A 23988-nucleotide genomic window follows, 5' to 3' on the forward strand; every position below is an offset into this window, starting at 1 on the left:
AAAAAAATTTACAAAATAATTAAAATAAAACCGAAGTCAATTGTAAACAAAAAAGCTGCAAAGCTACGTCAACACTACAAATGTAATTAATTGTGAAATTTAGTCGCCGCGTAATAGTGTCGAAAAAATTGACAGCGACTGTCAAATGACGTCGTCAGAGCCGCCGAAAAGATACAGGCGCCGCATGACAACCGAATGACAATTACAACTAGTGGGACAAAAAATCAGTTGATGACGGAAAATCCGGAGAACGTTAATGAAATATCTGCAATGCTCACGTTTCAGTGTGCTGGCACTGGCAATCGCTGCCGTCTGTCAGACTGCCACAGTTCAAGCTGCTGGTTATGAAGTAAAAATCGATACCAACAAACTGACAACGCCTGCTGAATCTCAGGCAATCGCCACTTATATCGTGCAACTGGTTGGTAAATCCGGCGTAGAGAAAGCGGCTGATTTAGGTCAGCTGACACCTAACAATGCACCTGTAGGCACAGCGCTGAACTTGTACGACAGTACTAATCCGCAAATTGTTGCTTACAACGCTGGCTTAAAACAGCTGCAACAAAAACTGGCCAGCCAGTACAGCAACACCGGTTTAATTTATTCTTACACCCATACATTTAACGGTTTTTCTGCGCGCATGACGGCAGAACAGGCATCACAACTGCGGATGCACCCAGACGTAGTTGGGGTTTGGGAAGATAAACCAGAACAAGTCACCACATCACGCACACCTGCGTTGCTCGGTCTGACCGGTCCTGATGGCCAGCATACGCTGGGTATCAAAGGTGAAAACATTATCGTTGGTATCGTGGATACTGGTATTTCTCCAGCCAATCCAAGTTTTGCCGACGATGGTTCCTATGCGCCACTGGCCCGGTTTAAAGGTACCTGTGATAAAGGCCAGGATGCAGATTTTGCCTGTAACAATAAAATGATCGGTGCGCGTTACTTCAAAGATTCGTTCCAGTCTGTGTACGCGATCCAACCTGGTGAATTTATTTCTCCACGCGATGCCGACAGTCACGGCAGTCACACAGCCAGTACAGCGGCCGGTAATGCCAACGTAGCCGCCAGTATCGGTGGGCAAAGCTATGGCAATATCACCGGTATCGCGCCACGCGCTCGTATTGCTGTGTATAAAGCCTGTTGGAACAGCGACTATGTGTCACCAGCCGGTGCACAGGAGCGCGGATGTTTCTACGGCGATACCATGGCAGCAATTGATGCTGCAGTGGCAGATGGCGTTGACGTCATCAACTACTCCATCGGTGGTAGCCGCACAGATTTAACCACCATTTCCGTGGCGGCAAAACTGCGGGCAACTCAGGCTGGTGTTTTAGTGTCAGTTTCTGCCGGTAACGATGGCGGTAACAACGCAATTGAAACTGTTGGCACGCCAGCTCCATGGGTAGTCAGCGTTGCTGCTTCAGGTTTCTCTGTCAATGCTATCGGCGTTAACAGTGGCCTTGGCGTAAATAAAATGACCGCCATTGAAGGCACTGTGACAAAACCACTGAGTGTGACCGGCGCTGTCACTGGTAATGTTGTGGTTGCTCAGCCAGCACTGGGCTGTACTCCATTGACCAATGCTGCTGATGTTGCTGGTAAAGTCGTATTGATCCAACGTGGTACCTGTGGTTTCGCAGACAAAGTGTTGAACGCACAAAATGCGGGCGCATCTGCAATTTTGGCCTACAACAGTGTGGCCGGTAACCCAATCGCGATGGGCGGTACATTAGCGTCAGGCCCGAAAATCCCGGGTGTGATGGTGAGCCTGAGCGATGGCGCCTCGATTGCAGCTGCGGTAAACGGCGGCGCAACGGTTAATGTCACGCTGGATCCAAACCTGTTGTCTAACGCGATGGCAGACTTCTCGTCAAAAGGTCCAAACAAAGCCTCTTATGACATTCTGAAGCCGGATATCACGGCGCCAGGTGTCAATGTGCTGGCTGCTGCAACGCCAACAACTTTCACCAAACCAAAAGGCAATGACTTTACCTTTATGTCCGGGACTTCAATGTCGAGCCCGCACATTGCAGGTATGGCTGCATTGTTGATTGAACAGCATCCGGACTGGACGCCGGCTATGGTGAAATCAGCGTTAATGACGACTGCACACCAAAGCGTGACCAAAGCCAGCTCTTCAGTACTGGCTGACCCGTTTGATTTCGGTGCCGGCCATGCTGCACCGGTGAAAGCAATGGATCCAGGTCTGGTGTATGACGCCAGCGCACTGGATTACTACGCCTTCCTGTGTGGGATCGGTAACACTGCATTCGTAAAAAGTGCCTCAGGTTATGACTGTGCGGCCTATGTTGCTGCTGGTTATCCGACCGATGCGACTCAGCTGAACTACCCGTCGATTTCTGTATCTCAGCTGAAAGCCGCGAAAACAGTGGTCCGTGTCGTCACCAACGTGGGTGGCAGCAATGCTAACTATCGCCCGGTGATCCAAGCGCCAGCCGGTGTTGACGTGGTATTTAAAACGTTAAATGCAGCAGGTCAGCTGGTTGAAGCCAGCAGTCTTGACGTACCGGCAAATGGCAAGGCGGTATACGCTCTGACGTTAACGCCGAACAGCAGTGCTGTATTGAATAAGTGGGCATTTGGTAGCCTGACGCTGACTGACGGCGTGCACAACGTCCGTAGTCCGCTGGTCGTCAAACCAATGGAACCAGATGCGATCATTGCACCAGGTTCGTTGACGACTCAGGTCGCTGCCGCATCAGGCCGTGTATCTTTCACCGCTGACATGGCTTATTCAGGTGTAACGTCTGGCAAACTGTTTGGTCTGTCACAGGCCTTCGGTTCAGCAGCAACGGCAACGCAGGATCCGGACAAAACCTTCGGCTTTAACGAAGCGACGCTGGGCACGCATATTCTGACAGTACCAGCAGGTACTCAGGTTGCTCGTTTCACCCTGCGCAATGGTTTGACCAATCTGCCTGCACCAGATATGGACTTGTATGTCTATCGCTGTGTAGCGTGGAGCTGTTCAAGCGTTGCGGTATCGCAAAATGCAGAAGCTAATGAAGACATCGTGTTACGTAATCCGGCGCCTGCAAATAACGCAGCGAACGGCGACGTCTACATCGTTTGGGCACATGCCCGTGACTTAAAAGGCGCAGCCAAAGTGAACTACACACTGGCGTACTGGATTGTTGACAAAGCAAATACAGCCACCAGTACTTTAACTGCCAGCACCCGTGCAGTGAAAGGTCGTCCAAACGTGATCACAGTCTCTACCAAAAATCTGGTGGCTGGCGCATTACCTTACATGGGTGTCGTGACACTGCATGACGCAAAAGGTACTGCCCGGACTTCAACCTTATTGGAAGTGTTTGCGAAATAACACTGAGTAACAAATACCCGGCGTTTTTCAACAGACGCTGACAGCAAATCCCCCGGCTTAACCGGGGGATTTTTTTTGTGCAGAAATCGTCCGTATTCTCAGCGAAATAGCGCTATTTCGCGGTTGTCGCTTGACTTCAAATTATTTCAAACGTACATTTCAAACAGATGTTTAAATTCGTTACTGATAAGACCAGTTAATGGTTTTGCTGAGATCTGAAGCCTGCTTATGAGCAATAAACAAAGCACACAACTGAAAATTCTGGAAGCCGCTGAACAGCTATTTGCTGAAACCGGCTTCAGTGCGACTTCATTGCGTCAGATCACCAGTCTGGCTGAAGTGAACCTCGCATCGGTTAATTACCATTTTGGCTCAAAAAAAGAATTAATTCAGGCGGTGTTACAGCGTTATCTCGCAGTGCTGATGCCGCGTTTAGATCAGGAGTTTAATCGCCTGTTGTCAGCACAGCAGCCCAATCAGCTGACGACAGTTCTGTCGGTGTTTGTCGAACCTTTGCTTGAACTTGGCCAGGTGCAACCACAGGGCACCAGTACTTTTCTACAGTTGCTAGGCCGTGGTTATACCGACGTACAGGGCCATTTACGCTGGTTCTTTAACCATCATTATGGCCGTACCCTCGACAAATTTGTACTGCTGGTGCAACAAAGCTGCCCGGCATTACCCGCCAGTGAAATCTTCTGGCGATTGCACTTTTCGCTCGGCACCATCGTATTCACTATGGCATCGAACGTCGCACTGAAAGATATCGCTGCGGCCGATTTTAATGAAACCGTCGAAATCGACGGCGTGATCCAACGCTTAATTCCGTATCTGGCGGCCGGTATAGCCGCGCCGTCAGCGGCATAGTTTTTTAAGACCCTGATTGATAAGTAATAACCGTTTAACCCTGCAGATCTGAGGAACACGTTATGTTTATTTTATTTGTGCTCATCGTTGCCCTGGCAGTGGTGTTGGGTGTGACCGATATCCGGCGCAACCTGATCACCAAGCCTATTTTCGCCATTTTCAAAAAAATACTGCCGCCGCTGTCGGACACAGAGCGCGAAGCGATGGAAGCAGGGGACGTCTGGTGGGATGGTGAACTGTTTAAAGGCAAACCAGACTGGCAGAAACTGCATCAGATCCCAAAACCACAGTTAAGTGCCGAAGAGCAATCGTTCCTTGATAACGAAGTCGAAACGCTGCTGAAAATGCTGGACGACTACAAAATCGTGCAGGAACAACGTGACCTGCCGACAGACGTGTGGAACTACATCAAAGCCAACGGTTTCTTTGCGATGATTATCCCAAAAGCCTACGGTGGCCGTGAGTTCTCGGCGATTGCCAACTCAACGATCGTATCGCGTATTGCAACCCGCAGTTTAACTGCCGCAGTGACCGTGATGGTGCCAAACTCGTTAGGCCCGGGCGAGCTGCTGATGCACTACGGTACGCAGGAACAAAAAGACCGTTGGTTACCAGGTCTGGCTGCCGGTAAAGAAGTGCCATGTTTTGCTTTAACTGGCCCGGAAGCGGGTTCAGATGCTGGTGGTATTCCGGACAATGGCGTCATCTGTAAAGGCCAGTTTGAAGGCAAGGAAGTCATCGGCATCCGGCTGAACTGGGATAAGCGTTACATCACGCTGGCACCGGTTGCCAGTGTGCTGGGTCTGGCGTTTAAGCTGTATGACCCGGAGAATCTGCTCGGTGATAAAGAAGACATCGGTATCACTTGTGCGCTGATCCCAACCTCGCATGAAGGCGTGCAGATTGGTGATCGTCACTTCCCGATGAACATGGCGTTTATGAACGGGACTACATACGGCAAAGACGTGTTTATTCCGCTCGATTGGGTGATCGGTGGTCCGGCTTATGTCGGTCGCGGCTGGCGCATGCTGGTGGAATGTCTGTCTGCGGGCCGTGGTATTTCACTGCCGGCGCTGGGCACGGCAACAGGCCATCTGGCCACACGGATGACCGGTGCTTATGCCTATGTGCGTCAGCAGTTTGGTTTGTCGATTGGTAAGTTTGAGGGCGTACAGGAATCATTGGGCCGCATCGGTGGCTTGACGTATAGCTTAGAAGCGATGCGGGTGATGACGGCTGGTGCTATCGATCTGAAATTAAGCCCGTCAGTAGTCACAGCCATTGCTAAGTATCACATGACAGAAATGTCACGCACCCTGCTGAACGATTCATTTGATATCCATGCCGGTCGTGCCATTCAGTGTGGTCCGAAGAACTACCTGGCACACGGTTACATGGGTGTGCCAATCTCTATTACCGTTGAAGGCGCCAACATTCTGACCCGTAACCTGATGATCTTCGGTCAGGGTGCAACCCGCTGCCATCCGTACGTGTTAAAAGAGCTGGAAGCTGCGGCCAATCCAGACAGCGAAGCCGGTCTGAAGCAATTTGACGAGCTGCTGTTAAAACACGTTGGCTTTGCACTGGGCAACACTTTTGGTGCCTTATTCCAGGGCCTGACTGCAGGTGCATTTAACAAGTCACCGGTTGCTGGTGAAACTGCACAGTACTACAAACAACTGACGCGGATGAGTAATGGCCTGGCGCTGTGCGCCGACTTCTCAATGCTGATGCTGGGCGGTGATTTAAAACGCAAAGAGATGCTGTCAGCTCGTTTAGGTGATGTGCTGAGTCACTTATATATCGCATCTGCTGTGCTGAAATTCTATGAAGACAATGGCCGTCAGGTTGCCGATCTGCCGTTCGTGCATTACAGCGTGCAGCGCAATTTGTACGAAATCGGTCGCGCTTTTGCCGGTTTCTTCAGCAACTTCCCGAACCGCCTGGTTGGCAAGCTGTTAAAAGGTCTGGTATTCCCATTTGGTATCAACTACCAGCTGCCGGATGATGAAATGGCGATGCAGATCTCTGATGCGCTGTTAAAACCAAGCGTGATCCGTGACCGTCTGACGCACCTGTGCTATTTAGGTGAAGGCGAAAACGATCCGACCGGCTCGATGGAACAAGCCTTCCTGGCCGTGCACGCAGCACAGCCACTGATGAAGAAAATCTTCCAGGCGCAAAAAGACGGCAAGATTGCGCGTAAATTGCCTCTGGACGTGACCATCAACAAAGCCGCTGAAGCTGGTGTGTTGAGTGCTGAAGAAGTGATGCAACTGGAGCAAATGAACAAACTACGTTTTGCTGCGATCAGTGTTGACAGCTTTAAGCCCGGCGATTTGGAAAGTCGCGCACTGCAAGCCTGAACCCACTGTAAACCATAGAAAAACCCCAGTGTGCGTGAGCATGCTGGGGTTTTTGTTTATGCAGGAGCAAACGCAGGCCATAGCCTTCTGTCGGCCTATCGGGTAAAGTAAATGCCCATTTCTGCATATAACATCAAGAGATAAAACGCCGCATGTTTGGATCTGTCATGCTGGACCTGCAGGGTCCGGAAATCACTGCTGAAGAAATTGAATTGTTAGACCATCCGGCCGTCGGCGGGGTGATTTATTTTACCCGTAATTATCAGGATAAAGCCCAGCTGCGCGAGTTAGTGCGCCGCACCCGCGCCGCCAGCCGCAACCCATTGTTATTGGCGGTCGACCACGAAGGTGGCCGCGTGCAGCGGTTCCGGCCGGAATTCACGTTGATCCCGGCGATGGGGCAGATTTTACCAGGCGCTGGTGGCGATTTAACCAAAGCGCAGCAGTATGCCACTGAGATGGCATGGCTGATGGCAATGGAAGTGCTAACGCAGGACATTGATATTTCATTTGCACCAGTCGCTGATGTCTGGGGTGTTTGTGATGTGATCCGCAACCGGGCGTTTTCGCCAGATGCCAAACAAGTTATTGCGATGGTGCAAGCCTTTGCCAAAGGTATGCATGGCGCCGGCATGAAAACCACTGGCAAACATTTCCCGGGTCATGGTTCTGTTAAAGAAGATTCGCATCTGCAACTGCCGGTAGATAACCGCAGCCGCGAAGCGATTGAAGGGCTGGATCTGTTTATTTTCCGTGAGCTTGCCAAAGCTGGTGCACTGGATGCCGTGATGCCGGCGCATGTGGTCTATCCGGCCTTTTGTGATAAAGCCGCTGGTTTCTCTGATTATTGGCTGCAAACCGTGTTACGCGGTCAGATGCAGTTTGATGGCGTGATTTTTAGCGATGATTTGGGCATGGCCGGTGCGCATCAGGCCGGAAATTATCAGCAACGGGCGGAAGCTGCTTTAGCCGCAGGCTGTGACATGATCCTGGTCTGCAATGACCGTAAAGGGGCCATTGAAGTACTGGATACCTTGCCGCAGGCGTTCTGGCAGCACAGCAGTGCGCGTCTTGGCCGGCTCAAACATCACAACACCACCACAGAAGCACAGCTGACGCAAAGCCCGCGGTATCGCGAAGCGGTGGAACTGGCGGTGCGCCTGCGGGCGGTTGAACTCACCGGCGGCGTCAGCTCTGCTGGTATTGTCGAACGAACTTAAGGACGCTTTTGATGATTGAAACCCGGATCGCCGGCTTAAGTTTACGGCTCGCCACAGCCAATGATGTGCCGCAGATTTTAAGTTTTATCCGCCAGCTGGCGGACTATGAAAAGTTACTCGATATGGTGGTGGCGGACGAAGCGAAACTCGCTGCTACTTTGTTTGGTGACAAAGCGTACGCTGAAGTCGTGATTGCCGATTATCAGGGAAAACCTGCCGGCTTTGCGTTGTTTTTCCATAATTACTCGACCTTTCTGGCTAAGCCGGGCATCTATCTGGAAGATTTGTTTGTCGATCCGACTTTGCGCGGCTTAGGGATAGGCAAGGCGCTGATCACTTATCTGGCAACGTTAGCGGTGGAGCGTGATTGTGGCCGGCTGGAATGGTCAGTGCTGGACTGGAATCAGCCCGCCATTGATTTCTATCAGTCATTGGGTGCCCAGATGCTGCATGACTGGCGGGTTAACCGGGTGACCGGCGAGACGTTACAGGCGATGGCTGACATGTTTCCGGGTTAAATCCCGTCAAACCGCTGTGATGTCAGGTTCAGATAGCGGGACCTGACTGGCTAATTGCAGGTGGGTGCCAAAGCACTCCACCTGCAATGCAAAACACCACCTCTTACTTAACCTTTAAAGCCAATCGATGTTGCCAGTGCCATCACGGCTTTGATTTGCGGGCCTTGCTGATTGCCATAGTTGCTGTCGGTATAACCCCACCAATCCCAGCAGCCATTGGGGTTGAACGGCACCATGGCGCTTTTTTCAGTCTGTGGATACAACACGACGATGTCGTTGGTATCGGCCCATTCATTCAATCCTGTGCCTTTGGCATAAGCATCACCGACAGCTCCGGCGTATTGTTTGCAGCCATGAAAGCTGATGTGTAAGGTACAGCTACTGCCTTTGGCGCAGCTTTGCGGCACATAGAGATAGCCGGTCTCGCCCAAAGACGATGCCGTATTACCCGCCAGATCCTGTTGTTGCAGTGCGAACAGCTGACCCGTGGTTTTAGCTGTTTTGGCTTTTAACTCAGGGTACAGATGTTTGAGCAGTGCGCCGGCGGCATCATAGCCACAGGCTCCGAGATAAGGCGCCTCAGACAGCTCGCAGCCGGCGCCTGTGTTGGCAGTTGGGAAGTTGTGGCCAAACGCCTTGTCATTGACATACTGCACTTTCGCACCCAATTGCTGATACTGCGTTGCCAGAGCATCACTGACTTTGCTATGCACAGTTTTATCTGCGGTACCGTGCAGTAAAAACACCGGACTGTCTTTAATGTTGCTCAACGGCGCGATAGTGCTGGCGCTGGCTTGTTGTTGTAGCAATGTCGCCGCTTTGGTTAAGTCTGGCGCACTGCTGTCTTTATTAAAACAATGCTCGAGCGCAACCTGTAAGGCGTTTTGCGCACAGCCATATGGGCCCGCCGCGATAATGCCGGCGCCTGTGACTTTATCGCTAAAAGCCAGATGGAACTGATTGGCCATGTAGCCACCAGACGACAGACCCGACACGGACAGTTTGGGTTGCAGTTGCAGCGCTGGCAGGTCGCTGGCGTTGGCCGGCAGCGTGTGAAACAACATCAGACAACTGGCAGTGAAAAGAGTCGGGGCAACTGCGGTTCTGGTCAGCATAAAGGCAATCCTGTTCGGTGAAAAAGGGTGAATGATGTTGACATCATATGGGCTCGATCGGAGCTTGTCTTGCCACAGTGGTCTCGTCAATAGTGCTTTGGTACAGTCTGGTTGTTGCGGCACCGAATGCTGCTATCTGCTTGTCAGCACAAATAAAACTGTGGGACTATCTGCAAAGAACAACGCGCCTGACAGCAATTCCCCTTGCGGGTCACGCCAATAGAGTGGAGTAGTGCATGGGACAAACACAGCAACGTGACGAACGCATCGACTTGTTGCGCTTTATAGGCCTCGCTATGGTGATCCTGGCGCATGTCTATCCGCCGATGTGGGTGGCGCAGCTACGGAATTTTGATGTGCCGCTGATGGTATTAGTGTCGGCATTATCCTTTAGCGCTTCGGTCAAACAAGAAAGTTATGGTCAGTATGTCTGGGCCCGGGTCAAACGCTTGGTATTTCCGGTCTGGTTATTCCTGACGCTTTATTTTGCTGTGCAATGGGCCTTTGCCTATCCGCATGCCTTACCAGATGCCAATAAAATTCTGCGCTCTTACACGATGATTGATGGTATTGGTTACGTCTGGGTGATCCGGGTGTTCTTGCTGGTGGCGTTATTGGCGCCCTTTATTTACCGCTTCCATCAGCGCACGCCGCAAAACAGCCAGTATTTCCGTGTGCTGCTATTGTGGTATCTGGCTTATGAAGTGGCCGTTAATATGGTGCTGCCGGAAATTAGCGGCATCAGCAGGACTCTGTTGCGCAATACGCTGTTCGACGCGGTGCCTTTTGCTTTGTTGTTTGCTTTGGGCTTGCGGATCCCGGCGATGACAAAGGGGGAACAACTGCGGTTTTTCAGCTTGTTTAGCGCGATATTTGTGCTGCTCGCCGGCTGGTTTTTTTGGCAACAAGGCAGTTTCCTGCGTACCCAAACCTTTAAGTATCCGCCGCAACATTATTATCTTGCCTATGCCCTGATGTGCGCCTTTTTACTCTGGCTACTGGCTGAGCCGGTGTTACAAGGGCTACGCCGCAGCAAGTTGATTGGTTTCGTGCTGTTTGCTGGCAGCAACAGCATCTGGATTTATCTATGGCATATTTTCTTTTTGCAAATCATCGAGCTGGGCTGGGGTCAGAAGTATCTGCTGGTGTTTGCCTGTTCGGCTGTTGTCACTTGGATCCAGGTGAGTTTGATCCAGCGCTTTTGGTTGCCACACGTCGAGAATCCGGCAACTAAACGTAACATCAGAGCATTGCTGACCGGCTAGTCACCGGCACAATATTTCTGGCGCGAGAACATTGACAGGCCTGCAGTTGCCACCAATACTGAGGACAAATGAGACATTTGACTGAGGTGTATGATGGCCATTCCAGTAACTATCGCGGATGACTCGTTGTTGTCACGCAAGACAGTACGTAAAGCCTTACCGCCAGAATGGGATATTGAACTGACCGAAGCGTGCAATGGCAAAGAAGCGCTGGCTGCTGTCGCAGCCGGCAAAGCTGAGGTGCTATTTCTTGATCTGACAATGCCGGAACTGGATGGCTTTGGTGTGCTGCGACAACTGCATGACCATCACGCCAAAACAGTGGTCATTGTGATCAGTGCCGACATTCAGCCCGAAGCCCGCAAGCTGGTCGAATCTTTGGGAGCTTTTCGCTTTTTACATAAACCGTTGCAACCGGATCAACTGCGCCAAACCTTGGCCGATCTGGGGTTGTTATGAGCATGCTGCTGAGTGAGTTGCAACGTGACGCGTTGCAGGAACTGATGAATATCTCGATGGGCCAGGCCGCGAATGCGTTGGCCCGGTTAATTGATGCAAAAATCACCTTATCGATCCCGAAAATTGTTGTGGTCGATGCCAGCGAATTTCAGCAGATGTTTTTAACCGACCAGTATTGGTTCACCCGACAATCTTTTCTTGGCAGTGTCAAAGGCGAAGCATTAACACTGTTAGCCCGCGCCGGCACGGAAACCATCGGCGGGCTGATGGATTATCCATTGCCGCTGGACGACCGCAGTAAAGAAGAGTTGTTACTGGAGCTTGCCAACATTTTGGCAGGAGCCTGCCTCAATGGCTTTTCCACGCAGCTGGCGCTGCATACCAAACTCAGTATGCCGACGATGTTTAATGCTGAGCTGCGGCAGGCCGACAGTTTTCGTTGGTCCAGTACCTTGTTGCTGGAAGTGGAATTTCAGCTGGAAGGCACCGCTTTTGATTCACGGATTGTGATTTGTCTGGAACAACTGTCCATCGATGTGTTGATTAACAAGCTCAACACACTGCTGGAGGACTGAGATATGGACCAGCCGCATCTGCATTTACAATTAAACAACCGGCTGCCGCTGGGAATTTGTGTGCTGGATGCGGCTTATCAGGTGGTGTACTGGAATGATTTTTTCAGCGACCGAACCGGCTTGCCGTTTGCCGAAGTGCAAGGCAAAAACCTGCTGGAATTGTTCCCGCAACAGGCGCGTTATCTGAAGAAAAAAATCGATAGCGTGTTGGTATTAAATAACGCCAGTTTTTCATATTGGGAACATCAGCCGCATGTGTTTCCATTCTCATCCAGCCGGCCTATTACCGGTGAAGAAACTCTGATGTATCAGAATATCGAATTCCTGCCGGGTGAATGCGACGACAGCGCGGTCCGAACCGTTTGCCTGGTCGTGCAGGACGTCACAGAGCTGGCGAGCTATTTTCAGGCAGAGCAACAGCTATCGGCACGACTTGAACAAGAAAGTGCTGAACTGAAGGTGCTGAACGAAAAGCTGTCGATGGCACAAAGTCAGTTACTGCAATCGGAGAAAATGGCTGCAATTGGCCAACTCGCGGCCGGCGTGGCGCATGAAATCAATAATCCGATTGGATTTATCAGTTCCAATTTGCAGACCTTACAGGACTATGCGGCGCGGCTGCTGAAACTGACGGCGTTTTATGAAAAGATTGTCAGTAAAACCGGCAATGAAACATTTCTGGCGTTGCAACGCGATACATACCAACGCCTGCAGTTTGATTTTGTCCGCACCGATTTGCCGGAACTATTAACTGAATCCATCGACGGGATCGATCGGGTGGCAGAAATTGTCAAAAATCTCAAAGCGTTCTCTCATGTCGACAATGCCCAGTGGCAGCCGGCTAATTTAGTCGATGGCTTGGAAAATACCCTGAAAATCGCCGCCAACCAGTTGAAATATCACGTCGAAATCCATCGGGATTATGCCGCTGATTTACCTGAAGTCTACTGCCAGCCGAATCAAATCAATCAGGTGTTACTGAACCTGTTGGTCAATGCTGCGCAGGCTATGGACCACAAAGGTCATTTGTACCTGCGTGCCTGGCAGCAGGACCAGTCAGTCCGTATAGAAGTCCGTGACTCGGGCCCCGGCATTGCGCCTGAACATATGAGTCGTTTGTTTGAACCTTTCTTCACCACCAAACCAGTGGGGAGCGGCACCGGGCTCGGTTTGTCGTTGTCCTACAGCATTGTGAAAAAACATCAGGGCGATATTCTGGTGTATTCGCAACCAGGCGAGGGCGCGAGTTTTGTCGTTTGTCTGCCTATCGCAGGCCCCGCTGTCGCAAGCCCAGCAGACTCAAGCCGCGCTGTTTAACTGACAGTTCCCGCTCGCTTCAATTTAAACCAGCTTGCTGTAACGCCGCGGTCAAACGACTGAGGCTGTCGTTGGCATCGTCGTTGTTTTTCAGCAGTTGTTCCGCCTGCTGCGCCAAAGCACTGATCTCCACCAGGCCAAAACAGGCGCTTGTGCCTTTGATTTGATGCAGCAGCCGCCGCAGGGCCTGATGTTCTTTAGCGGCATCCAGCTGCTGGATGCGCGGGACATAATCGGGCAGGGATTGGCGATATTCCTGTAGTAATTCATCTTCAGCCGGTGCAGTCTGTTCCGGCGATGGCACAGTATCTGCCTGCGTCTCAGCAGCGTCATTGCCGGCACCGGCCTGCAGTTTGGCAATCGCCTGCAGCAGTTGCTGCTTACTGAAGGGTTTGGTCATGGTCAGATTAAACAATGCAGCCAGCTGTTTGTCCGCATCTTCAAACACATCTGCACTGAGCGATATGATCGGACAAATACAGCCTTGCTCGCGGATTTTTTTGGCCGCCGAAAATCCATCCAGTTCAGGCATTTGTTGGTCCATGATGATCAAATCAAACTCCTGTTGCTGACATTGGGTGACCGCCGCCAGACCGTCCGCAGCGAAACTGATTTGCAATGGTTGTTGCTCCAGATAGGAGGCGATCAGGGCACGGATATCAGCGACATCATCAACAACTAAAACATGGGCTGGCTGTAAGCAAATCGACGGTGCACTGACTGCCGGTTCAGCCTGAGAGGTTGTAGGGGCATCACTGAGCAGATGCGCCGGGATCAACAGGGAAAACTCAGAGCCCTCGCCGATGACGCTGTGGACTTCAATGGTCATTTGCATGGCTTCAGCCAATTGTTGACTGATATACAGGCCAAGCCCGGTGCCACCAAAATGCCGGCTGGTACTGCTGTCCGCCTGGGCGAAGGCTTTAAATAGCTGAGGCAATTGTGTCGGGCTGATGCCAATGCCCTGATCAAGCACTGACATCTTTAATTGGCCGCCGGGTTGTTGTACCAGTTCCAGCCGGATTTGTCCTTGTGCCGTGAACTTAATCGCATTGCTGAGCAGATTCAGTAAAATTTGCCGCAGCCGGAACGGATCCGCCGTCAGATGCAATCCAGCCGGCGTCTGATTCAGTACGGTCAGACTAAGGCCTTTTTGACTGGCTAAAGTGTCGACATTGTCGATCACCGTCTGAATAAATGACGCGAGGGGTACCGAGTGTAACTCCAGGCTCATCTTGCCTTCGTCAATTTTTGCCGTATCAAGGATGTCGTCGACCAGCCGCTGCAGATGTTCAGTGTTTTGCTGGATCCGACTGACCAGTGCAGCCTCTGCGCCGCTGGTTTTCGCCATCAGTTGCTCAGAGAATCCTTTAATCACGGTGATCGGCGTGCGTATTTCATGGCTCATGTTGGCAAGAAAACGGGTTTTAATCGCGGCAAGCTGCGTTGCCCGGTCGCGTTCATGTCGCAGTTCTTCGGTACGGTGACTGACGCGTTGTTCCAGCTCGTTATTCAGTGTGACGATTTGCTGCATTGACTGATACAAGCCGCGACGTGAAGCTCTGACACGATGTTGCATATCACTGATGGTGACCGCCAGTGTGTCAATTTCAATCGCTGACTGCTGAAATAATGGCCGTGGTTGTGGCGGGTCGTCCGGCTGCCAACCAGAGGCGTTGTGGGCTAGCTGTTCGAGCGCTGTGGTATAACGGCTGACAAATGCCCGTGACAACGCGGTAATGGCTTCAAGTAACAGCATTGCTACCACCATCGCTAAGGCCAGAAATACATGATAGCGCTGGATAAAGCTGTCGGTGTCAATAAAGTACTTTAACTGCCATTGCCCGGGCGTGACATAATCGTACAGGAGGAAATGCGCAGCATTTTCTGTCAACGTGATGGGGCCATAGCTGTTGAACCAGTTGTAACGCAGATACTTGCGTTGGTCCGGATCTGACTCGGAACTCACCTTCCAGATTTGGCCCAGCGGACGTTCATCCGACGTGCCCCAAATTTTCTTTTGCTGATGATCTAACAACACGCGGTGTGAAATATCGAAGTCGGTCGGTGAGATTGCTTTCGTCAGTTCTGACAAATTCACCGATACCTCCAGCACGCCATTAAATGCAGCGTTGGTATCAAACAGCGGCGTACTGACCGCAAACAACTGATCCTGCCCCAGATTACGGCCAAGAAATGTATCGCTGATATAAGGTAAACCGGTGCGGCGTGGCTCGGTGAAATAGCGGCGGTCCGCCACACTACTGCCGGGTTTTGCTGTCTCAGGCAGGTCCGCTTTATAAAAATGCTGCACTCTGCCCTCGGCATCGGTGATCAGCGCAGAGCTAAATTCAGGCCGTTGTGCGGTCAATGCCGGCAATAACGAAGATGGGCCGATAATGTCCAACATCTTGCCTGCCAGTACGACCTGGGTCAGGTAGCCGGTCAGCTGGCGGCTGATTTGTTCGGCAAGCTGCGATTGTTCGTCGCTGTAGCGCTGCAAATAGCGCGACACATCTAATGCCGTCGCGCCATGCAATACCAGCGCAATCAACAATGTTGACGGAATGCTGCTGTACATCGCGACCCGATGCGACAATTGTTGCGTCAGTGACTGTTGCTGTTCGTGGCTGGCTGATGGTGTCAGCGTATCAAGAATTAACATCGCACGCAGGCAAAAGGCAAACACGGCAGTGCTGAGGCCAGCATACAGCAGCAAGTACAACGGTTCGCTGGTGATTTTAAATGGCGCGATCAGACTGAATAAACCGGTACAAGTCACGGCATACAGTGCAATAGCCGCAGCGCTGTATTGCCGGATGCGGTCGTTAAAACAGAGCAGGACCAGCAATTGCAGCAGACTGGCGGTTAACGCCATATTTTGCCACAGTGGCAACAGAATCAAGCCAGCGGCGGGGACCAGCCACAACAGTCCGAGACGACGCCAGATTAAAAATAAAGCGACATTGCCAATACTAAAAGGGACAACAAAAGGTAAATCGATGATGGTCATGTTGGCCAGCGTGCCGAGCAGGACCAGCAACAGCCAGTAACGGATCCGTCTTAAGCTCAGTGCTTTGTGTTGCCAAACCATCAGCGCGTCTCCAACACCGGCAGGCGCAATTGAAAACAACTTCCCGCGGCACTGGTATCAGTCAGTACCAGCGTACCACCATGTTGTTCGGCAATAGCGCGCGAAAGCGACAATCCAAGTCCGGTGCCTTGTCCTACCGGCTTTGTGGTAAAAAAGGGTTCAAAAATATGTGCTTGCGCACTCACTTCGATGCCACAGCCATTGTCCTGTATATCCAGTATCCACTGACCATTGGCGGCATGCAGGCTCAAATCAATCTGCCCCTTGCCGGCGGTGACTGCCTGATTGGCGTTGATCAGCAGATTGAGCAGCACCTGACCGAGTTGCGTGGCATTGCCGCGTAATAAGGCTGGTTCTGCCGGCAGGTGCAACAGGATCCGCGCATTGTGTTTGACCTGCGTTTGCGCGATCCGGATGCTGTCCTTGAGCAGGCTGCAAAAGTCGAGATCATGCTGAGTTTTTTCATCCGGATGTGAAAAGGTGCGCAGATTATTGATGATGTCGCGGGAGCGTCGTGCTCCCTCAAGTGATTCATCGATCAGATCCTGGCTTTCCTGCTGCAGATAACCAAGTTGCAGGCTGTCATAAAGTGTTTTCAGCTCTGGGTGCAGCTGCGTGCTTTGAGCGATAAACTGATCATACTGCTGCAGATAATGACGTAAGGTATTGAGATTACAGTAGATAAATCCAAGCGGGTTGTTCAGCTCATGAGCCACACCCGCTGCGAGCTGGCCAATGGCTGCCATTTTTTCCTGACGCAACAGGCTCTGTTCGATCCGATGTTGTTGCGCGCGCAAGTTATCGCGTTCCTGTAACAGCTTGCGCTTTTCGATTTGCGACAAAGTACTGGCGATATAACTGCTGAATGAACGCAGCATGCCCGCGCTGTTTGCGGAAAACGCGCCGGTCTTTTTCGACAACAGTAATAAGACAAATGAAGACTGCGTCGTCTGCAACGGGTAAGTCAGCGCAGATAAATAACCGTTACTAAAGCCAGCCAGTGCTTGTTGCCACCAGTCCAGCATCGGCAAATTAAACAAATTTAGATCACGCTGAAATAACTGGGTGAGGGCGTCAGCATCAGGTAATAGTTGTGCATTTAATGTCGGTTGTGAGGCTAGCAGTTGTAACTGCGCGCTGTCTTTTACCCGCTGCAAAATACAAATGGCATCATAATCAATCACTTTAATGATGCCTTCAAACAGTTTACTAAATAGCTCTTCATGGTGTTCGGACGATAAAATAGCATCGAGACCATGGCTCAGCAGTTCGTTCAGATGTCTGAATTGTTCAAGCTGCTGCTTTTCGTACGTCAGCTGGAGTATTTTTTCCTGTAATTGTTCCTGATTTTTCATACCCCATCCCTCATTTGGTTTGGCCGAACAGTACTGCGGAAATCATCAGATTACCGTGACGGTTGAAACCATCAGCAAAACAGCCTTGTTCGCCGTACGTAAAAGCGACCAGGTAGGGCAGATCCGGCAGGCTGTCTGTCAGCGATTGCTGGACCTGATGTATTTCGTCGCGCACGGCCAGCATACAACCGGCACAATACACAATCAGCGCGGCGGCTGGCGCCGTATCGTGCTGTAACCGCAGGTTATTGGCTGCAACCTGGACCACGTGCGCGGCCCGACGCACCAACTGTTGTTTGGACCCATGCATCAGTGATATCTGATCACCGCACTGTAACTCTGCCAGCAACCTGATGCTGCCATCATCACCGGCATTGGTCGGCAAACTCAGCAACGAGAATGGTACGTCGCGCGCCGACAGCTGGCGGCCAATCGGATGAAAAGTGCTCTGACTCATGACGACGCCAGGTTGTAGCGGCGCTTCTCCGGCTTGCTGCAGCCAGCGATTGTAAACTTGTAAGGCCGGTTTACCGTCGATTTGCATGATCTGCCGGTCATTGACGGCCGTCACAACGCCGCTAAATTTTCCCGTGCTGTAACCGCTGCTGAAATAACTGCTGACCGGGACCGTTGGATAGAGTACGGCAATGACTAGCAAATCACTGCCTAGCGTCTTGCCATCATATTGGCACCATTGCCCACTGACATCATCGTCAGCAGCGCTGCCGCCAAGGATTGGCACCTGATCGCCAACCACCTGTTGGATACCACTGATAATTTGCTCTTCAAATCCCGGTGCCTGCATACACCAAATCAAGCCCGGCAACTCCGCTGGCCGCTGCGCCATCGCAATTGCGGCCAATACAGTGTCAGCTGCCTGTTGGCTGATTTGCCCACTGATTTGTTTGACACTGGCCACGCCATAACTGCCGGCCGGATCTGTCAGCGCTAACAACGTTAAACGCCGATCTGTTGCAGTGTCTACGCCGAACGATGAGGCCGCGCCAATACAGGAACTGCAGGCAATCCAATTGGCTGAAAATTGCTGTGGCAGGTCCAATCCGCCCAGCGCTTGTAAACTGGCAACATTACCGGTGGCAATCAGCAGGCTGGCAGGAGCTGGCAGCTGTTGCTGTAGCTCGCGGTGTAAAGTCTGTGGGTCGGTCGCATTGACTTGCAACAGCCTGAACATCGGTTTTACTCCTCTTCGCTGTTATCCAGTGGTGAGACCATCTCCACCGGTACCACCAGCACTTCTTTGTGCTTGATCTCGTAACGCTGCAAACTGTCTATGGTCGGACTGGTCAGTTGTTGTCCCTTCGGCAGCAGCAACAAGTGCTTTTTGTTGTACAGATTGTGTTTGAGTCGCATGCCTGGCTGCAGTTCAGCCACGCTGATCCCATCAGAAAAATGGTCATTGCCGGTGCGTAAGCCGCTGCGTACCAAGGTACTGAGCGCAATGACGACTTCCGGGTCATACCAGGTGCCAAGGTGCCGGCGAACTTGTTCTAAAGCCTGTTCATGCGTGTGGGGTTGCGGATGCAGGCGCTGAAAAACATAAAGCCAGAAGTCACGCGCAACAGCTAACACCCGGGCTGTCAAACTAATGTCGGTGCCGACTTTGTGCTGCGGTTCGCCACTGCCGTTAAATCGCTCATATTGCTGAGCGATGGTGTCACGAACTGCTTGCAGGTGCAGCGCTGGCGCCAGAATTTCTTCGGCATATTGCGGATGTTGTAAATACTGAGTGCGTTCTACCGGGCTTAGTTTATGCAGCGGTTGCGATTGTAAATGGGTGGGCAGGCCAAGCTTGCCGAGCTCAGAAAATAAACCTGCCTGACGCAATTGTTGCCGCTGTTCACGCGGCAGGTTCAGTTGGCGGGCCAGAGCGACACAGGTCTGACTGACATTCAGCGCAAACTCACCGGATAGTGATGGGGTGCTGCTGATGATGTTGTACAACACCTCCAGTGTCGCTTTATGGTTTTGTTCCTGTTGTGCTACCAAGGCTTTCAGTTGATGTAAAGTTTTCTTCAACTGTCCGGTGCGGTGTTGCACCATCTCTTCGAGATTGTGATTCAACGCCTTTAACTCGACATTTTGCCGGGCCACTTGTGCCGTCAGTTGTTTATTGGCGCTGACGAGGCGAAACAGCTGCAGACCTTCTTCGACCAGGGTCAGTAGTTCCTGATTTTGCTATGGCTTTTGCACGTACCGATGGATCTTGCCGATGTTAATGGCCTGCACTGTAGACGCCAAATCGGCGTAGCCGGTCATCAAAATGCGATAGCAATCAGGTTGTAACTGTGCGGCCTGAGCGAGAAATTCGGCGCCGTTCATTTGTGGCATTCGCATATCACTGATGATCAACTGGACTTTTTCGGTTTGCATCAGCTGCAACGCTTGTTGGCCACTACCCGCCAGTAACACCCGTACCGGTTGGCCGACAAACAACCGTTGCAGTGATTTGAGTATACCGGCTTCGTCATCGACACAAAGCAGCACTGGGATCGACGGAGCGGGAGTTGTCACCATATACTGTCCTGTATGTCGCATTTATCTTTAAGCTGAAATGTATGCTATACCATGCAGAAGTCAAGTCAGTGAAGTAGGTTTGATTGATGAAAACACTAAAACCCGGTGAGATCGCAGCATATTGTGATGTGCATCACCGAACAGTCAGTCGCTGGATCTCGCAAGGTCAGCTCAAAGGGCACAAGCTGCCGGGACGCGGCAACTATCGGGTGCTGCTGACTGACTTTATCAGTTTCCTGCAATTGCAGAAAATGCCGATGCCACCAGAGCTGGCCGACAGCTTGCGCGAAACTGAGCCGGAAATGGCCCCGACCGCAGCACAAGATCGACGGATCCTGGTGATTGACGACGAAGCTGCCTATCGGCAAGCGATTAAGCGGGTATTATTTTCCAGTGGATACCAGCTGGATTTCGCTGCAGATGGCTTTCAGGCCGGCGTCAAAATTGCCGGCCGTCAACCGGATTTGATTACATTAGATCTGTCGATGCCGGGGTTGGATGGCTTTGACGTGATCCGATATATCCGCCAGCAGCCGGAACTCGCGTCAGTTCGTATTCTGGTGATCTCCGGATTAGGCAGCCAGGAATTAGCCAAAGCGCTTGGCGCCGACGCAACATTAAGCAAGCCGTTTGAAAATAACCAGTTATTAGAATTGGTACAGCAACTGCTGCAGGGAGCTCCCAATGCTGAATAAAGTGCTGTTGGTCGATGACGAGATTTCTATCCTGCGCTCGCTGGAGCGATTATTGGTCCGCTCAGGCTATCGCGTGTTCACTGCAACCAGTGGTGCCGATGCGCTGTTACGCCTGCAGCAGGATAAGTGTCAGGTGATTATTTCCGATTTTCGCATGCCGGAAATGTCAGGCGGTGAGTTGCTGGCAAACGTGAAGCGACTCTACCCTGAAGCTGTCTGTATGGTGTTAAGCGGCTATTCCGACTTTCAGTCTGTATTGCAGCTGCTGAACTCCGGCACCGCATTTCGTTTTCTGCAAAAACCGTGGGAAGACGAACAACTGCTGCAGGAAATTGAAGCGGCGTTTCGGTTGTATCGCCATAACCGTAGCGTACGGATCCGCAGCCAGTTGATGATCAACAGTAACGGCGCTTTGCTGGAATTATCGCCGGAAGGTGTGATCCTGCGCAGTAATGGCGCTGCCCAGCACTTATTAGGGCAAACCGAAGCAGGCCTGTACCGCAGCCTGTTTAGTCAGTGGTTTCAGCTCAGTGATAATCAACAACAGGTCTTTTTGCAGGATATTCATGGGTCGCTGGAAGTCAGTGACCTGGGGGATGAGGCCTGTGAGCTGCATGTGCAATACAAAGATGCAGAATGCACGCTGGTTGGGTTCAAACGCATTTTGCAACAAGAAGGGCCTGCTGGGATCTATACCTCGGCATTATTAGACCAGCATGCGGTGTTGCAGCAATTGGATAGTTTGTTGCAACAACAACGCACTTTTTCCGTGGCGGCGATCCGGCTGAAGAATTTTAGTGACTGGGCGGACATGCTTGGATTTGGTGAAGCCGGTCAGCTGTTTGAAAATATCAGTCAGAGCCTGATGCAGGTCAGCCGGCCTTATGGTGCTTTGGCATATCTGGCGAACGAATTGTTTATTCTGACCATGCCGGCTGCACTGACTGAAGTCGAAGTGCATCAGCAACTGACGGAGATCCTGCAAAAAGTGCGGCAACCGTTTATGCAGCAGTCTCAGGTCTTACGCCCATTGTTTACCGTGACTTATTGTATGGCCCCCGAGGACGGCGACAGCGGGAAGCAGCTGCTGAATAACGTACTGACCAGCAACCGGATGCATTTGCACAGCCCGCATGCGTTTTTTATGCGGTTCAGTGCCGGTGACGCCGACAAAAAGCGTCAGCAATTGCGGATTAGTGATGCCTTGTTTCGCGCTGTAGAGCACGATCAGTTTGAATTGTACTTTCAGGCCAAACTGGATTTGCAACAGGACCGTATTCAAAGTTGTGAAGCATTGTTACGTTGGCGCCACCCGGAACTGGGGTTTGTCTCACCGGCATTGTTTATTCCGATTGCCGAACATGATGGACAGATCATTGAGATTGGCCTTTGGGTATTGCGAAAGGCGTGTATGCTCGCAACCCGCTGGCAACAGGACCAGGTGCCACTGACTCGGATCGCGGTGAATATTTCCGGCGTCCAGTTGTTGCAACACGATTTTATCCAGCAGGTTCAGCGGATATTTCAGGAAACCGGCGTTGATGCTGCGACCATCGAACTGGAATTAACCGAGTCGTGGATGATGCAGGATCTGGCGCAAAGTGCCGCGGCTTTGCAGTCGTTAAAAGCGCTTGGGGTACGGATTGCTATCGATGATTTTGGCACTGGCTACTCGTCATTGGCTTATTTGTCGCGTTTACCTGTGGATGTGTTAAAAATCGACCGATCTTTGATTGTCGATCTGAAATCGAACATTAATACACAAAGTTTGGTCAGCAATATTTGCCGGATGGCGCACGCGATGCACGTGGAAGTGGTGGTTGAAGGCGTGGAAAATGTCGAACAGCTGCAGATCCTGCGCGGCATGGGATGTGATCTGGCACAAGGCTTTCTGATCGCAAGGCCGGTCCCGGAACATGAATTTTTGCGTCAACTGCAGGCCAGTCCGGCCGCAACAGACAGATCAGGAGTATGACCATGTCAGCCAAGCCTGTAGTGCTGTTTATCGACGACGATAGTTTTATGCTCAAAGCGCTGCTGCGGGCGTCATTGCGGCTGCAGCAGGGCTGGACTTACTACTTGTGTGATGATCCACAGCACTGGCCTTCTGCGCTGCCCGATGGCGTGTTACCAGACCTGATCGTCAGTGATTTTCTGATGCCGGATCTGAATGGCGATATGGTGTTGGCTCAGGCGATGGCCTTGTATCCGCAAACTGTGCGGGTACTGATGACCGGGGATACGACGGAGGAGGTGGTTAGTAGTGTCAGTTTACAGGCGCATTTTGTGCTGGGTAAACCGTTCAGCGAGCAAGACCTGCAACAGCTTTTTGGTTGTGTGGAACGACTGCGTAGCCTGCAAATCCCATTACATATGCGTCAGTTATTAGGCCAGGCCGACAATTTACCTGTGTTGCCTGCCATTATCCGTCAGTTACGCCAAGTGCTGGCGGCTGAAAATGCAGATCTGATTCAGGCGGTTGATTTAGTGGCGCATGAACCGGTGATCGCCGCTCGATTGTTGCAGCTGGCCAACTCGGCATTTCTCGGATATAGCCGGCCAACCCATTCATTGGCGGAGTCATTGCTGCGCTTGGGCTTGCGTCTGGTTGAAGCCATTGTCACGCTGATGGCCGTCGATCAGTCGATATCAGCAACGGCCACAGATAGCAGTCATCGTGCTATCAGCGAGCAGGCTTTTAAGCAGGCCGGTATCGCCCGTCAGCTGGCACATGCCGCACAATTGTCCCCGGAGCAGCAGGACCAGCTGTTTGTCTGTGCCTTACTCAGCGCGCTGGGGCCATTGAGTAAGCTAAAATGGCAGCAAGATAACAGTATTATTCCGGCGTCGATCAACGGCATAAACAGCGATAGTGTGATCACCATTTATCTGCTGACACTGTGGGGTTATCCGGCGGCTCTGTGCCAGCTGGAACAAGACAAATGTTTGTATGGTGCAACGCCGGATCCAGCGGATTTAAAGCCTTATATCCTGTTTATTGCCAGCGAATATCAACGCGGTTGCAGTAAGGAATACCTGCAGAACAGTGCCCGTTTGCTGCAGCATATCGGTTTACAACAAGCTGTGTTGCAATTGCCGGTGCCAGCCTGATCGCTGCTGGTGCAGCTTGTGTCATTGCTCCTCCTAGATTAACGCCACCGGGTCTGCCGAAAAAACACTTGTCGGCATGTCCATTTCTCATGCACTATTGAGAAAAATGACATCGCTGTCATTTTTCGGATGACTGCGGTG

At 51.6% G+C, this 23988-nt stretch carries 18 protein-coding genes; 12 read left to right on the plus strand and 6 right to left on the minus strand.

Going from position 1 to position 23988, the window contains the following annotated elements:
- Nucleotides 1-256: 256 nt before the first annotated feature.
- The 5 genes from ACQ66Q_RS03015 (at nucleotide 257) to ACQ66Q_RS03035 (ending at nucleotide 8326) form a co-directional block, all read left to right on the plus strand.
- Nucleotides 257-3355, plus strand: coding sequence for a S8 family serine peptidase (locus ACQ66Q_RS03015; protein WP_430455429.1), 3099 nt, complete (start codon nucleotides 257-259; stop codon nucleotides 3353-3355).
- 228 nt (nucleotides 3356-3583) lie between these two features.
- Nucleotides 3584-4222, plus strand: a complete 639-nt coding sequence (locus ACQ66Q_RS03020) for a TetR/AcrR family transcriptional regulator (protein ID WP_377242363.1) — start codon at nucleotides 3584-3586, stop codon at nucleotides 4220-4222.
- A 62-nt stretch (nucleotides 4223-4284) separates the two neighbouring features.
- Entirely contained in the window at nucleotides 4285-6588 is a 2304-nt protein-coding gene (locus ACQ66Q_RS03025; RefSeq protein WP_430455430.1) for an acyl-CoA dehydrogenase, read from the plus strand.
- A 152-nt stretch (nucleotides 6589-6740) separates the two neighbouring features.
- Nucleotides 6741-7808, plus strand: a complete 1068-nt coding sequence (nagZ, locus tag ACQ66Q_RS03030; protein ID WP_430455431.1) for a beta-N-acetylhexosaminidase — start codon at nucleotides 6741-6743, stop codon at nucleotides 7806-7808.
- An 11-nt stretch (nucleotides 7809-7819) separates the two neighbouring features.
- Nucleotides 7820-8326: an N-acetyltransferase family protein gene (locus tag ACQ66Q_RS03035; protein ID WP_430455432.1), complete on the plus strand. Its 507-nt coding sequence runs from the start codon at nucleotides 7820-7822 to the stop codon at nucleotides 8324-8326.
- A 107-nt stretch (nucleotides 8327-8433) separates the two neighbouring features.
- Here the strand turns inward: ACQ66Q_RS03035 and ACQ66Q_RS03040 are convergent, their stop codons facing one another.
- Nucleotides 8434-9441 carry an extracellular catalytic domain type 2 short-chain-length polyhydroxyalkanoate depolymerase gene (locus ACQ66Q_RS03040; protein WP_430455433.1) on the minus strand — a complete coding sequence of 336 codons (1008 nt, stop codon included), beginning with the start codon at nucleotides 9439-9441 and terminating at the stop codon, nucleotides 8434-8436.
- Between the two features lie 236 nt (nucleotides 9442-9677).
- On the opposite strand from ACQ66Q_RS03040, the gene ACQ66Q_RS03045 reads away from it, so the two are divergent.
- The 4 genes from ACQ66Q_RS03045 to ACQ66Q_RS03060 all read left to right on the plus strand — a co-directional run bounded on the left by ACQ66Q_RS03045 (nucleotide 9678) and on the right by ACQ66Q_RS03060 (nucleotide 13057).
- Nucleotides 9678-10706, plus strand: a complete 1029-nt coding sequence (locus tag ACQ66Q_RS03045) for an acyltransferase family protein (protein WP_430455434.1) — start codon at nucleotides 9678-9680, stop codon at nucleotides 10704-10706.
- A 90-nt stretch (nucleotides 10707-10796) separates the two neighbouring features.
- Nucleotides 10797-11165, plus strand: coding sequence for a response regulator (locus tag ACQ66Q_RS03050; RefSeq protein WP_430455435.1), 369 nt, complete (start codon nucleotides 10797-10799; stop codon nucleotides 11163-11165).
- Nucleotides 11162-11740 carry a chemotaxis protein CheC gene (locus ACQ66Q_RS03055; protein ID WP_430455436.1) on the plus strand — a complete coding sequence of 193 codons (579 nt, stop codon included), beginning with the start codon at nucleotides 11162-11164 and terminating at the stop codon, nucleotides 11738-11740. Before ACQ66Q_RS03050 ends, ACQ66Q_RS03055 begins: the two co-directional genes overlap by 4 nt.
- Nucleotides 11741-11743: 3 nt before the next feature.
- Nucleotides 11744-13057: an ATP-binding protein gene (locus ACQ66Q_RS03060; RefSeq protein ID WP_430455437.1), complete on the plus strand. Its 1314-nt coding sequence runs from the start codon at nucleotides 11744-11746 to the stop codon at nucleotides 13055-13057.
- 19 nt (nucleotides 13058-13076) lie between these two features.
- On the opposite strand, the gene ACQ66Q_RS03065 is transcribed toward ACQ66Q_RS03060, so the two are convergent.
- From ACQ66Q_RS03065 to ACQ66Q_RS03085, 5 genes are all read right to left on the minus strand, one after another.
- Nucleotides 13077-16151, minus strand: a complete 3075-nt coding sequence (locus tag ACQ66Q_RS03065; protein WP_430455438.1) for an ATP-binding protein — start codon at nucleotides 16149-16151, stop codon at nucleotides 13077-13079.
- The gene (locus tag ACQ66Q_RS03070) at nucleotides 16151-17506 is read right to left on the minus strand and encodes a sensor histidine kinase (RefSeq protein ID WP_430455439.1); all 1356 of its coding nucleotides are present in this window, start codon (nucleotides 17504-17506) and stop codon (nucleotides 16151-16153) included. The genes ACQ66Q_RS03065 and ACQ66Q_RS03070 overlap by 1 nt, the downstream gene beginning before the upstream one ends.
- A 10-nt stretch (nucleotides 17507-17516) precedes the next feature.
- Entirely contained in the window at nucleotides 17517-18698 is a 1182-nt protein-coding gene (locus tag ACQ66Q_RS03075) for an FIST signal transduction protein (RefSeq protein ID WP_430455440.1), read from the minus strand.
- 5 nt (nucleotides 18699-18703) lie between these two features.
- Nucleotides 18704-19618, minus strand: a complete 915-nt coding sequence (locus tag ACQ66Q_RS03080; protein ID WP_430455441.1) for an HD-GYP domain-containing protein — start codon at nucleotides 19616-19618, stop codon at nucleotides 18704-18706.
- A gap of 84 nt (nucleotides 19619-19702) precedes the next feature.
- Nucleotides 19703-20041 carry a response regulator gene (locus tag ACQ66Q_RS03085; RefSeq protein ID WP_430455442.1) on the minus strand — a complete coding sequence of 113 codons (339 nt, stop codon included), beginning with the start codon at nucleotides 20039-20041 and terminating at the stop codon, nucleotides 19703-19705.
- A gap of 86 nt (nucleotides 20042-20127) precedes the next feature.
- Here ACQ66Q_RS03085 and ACQ66Q_RS03090 point away from each other — a divergent pair, with 86 nt between their 5' ends.
- From ACQ66Q_RS03090 to ACQ66Q_RS03100, 3 genes are read left to right on the plus strand one after another with little or no spacing between them, the layout of a single operon-like run.
- Nucleotides 20128-20736, plus strand: a complete 609-nt coding sequence (locus ACQ66Q_RS03090; protein ID WP_430455443.1) for a response regulator — start codon at nucleotides 20128-20130, stop codon at nucleotides 20734-20736.
- Nucleotides 20726-22711 (plus strand): EAL domain-containing response regulator, encoded by a 1986-nt coding sequence (locus tag ACQ66Q_RS03095; RefSeq protein WP_430455444.1) that lies wholly within the window; start codon nucleotides 20726-20728, stop codon nucleotides 22709-22711. Before ACQ66Q_RS03090 ends, ACQ66Q_RS03095 begins: the two co-directional genes overlap by 11 nt.
- A gap of 2 nt (nucleotides 22712-22713) precedes the next feature.
- Complete coding sequence (locus tag ACQ66Q_RS03100) at nucleotides 22714-23847, plus strand: HDOD domain-containing protein (protein ID WP_430455445.1); 1134 nt, start codon at nucleotides 22714-22716, stop codon at nucleotides 23845-23847.
- The last annotated feature ends 141 nt before the right edge of the window (nucleotides 23848-23988 follow it).

The organism is Rheinheimera sp. (assembly GCF_965283995.1).
Classification (GTDB): domain Bacteria; phylum Pseudomonadota; class Gammaproteobacteria; order Enterobacterales; family Alteromonadaceae; genus Pararheinheimera.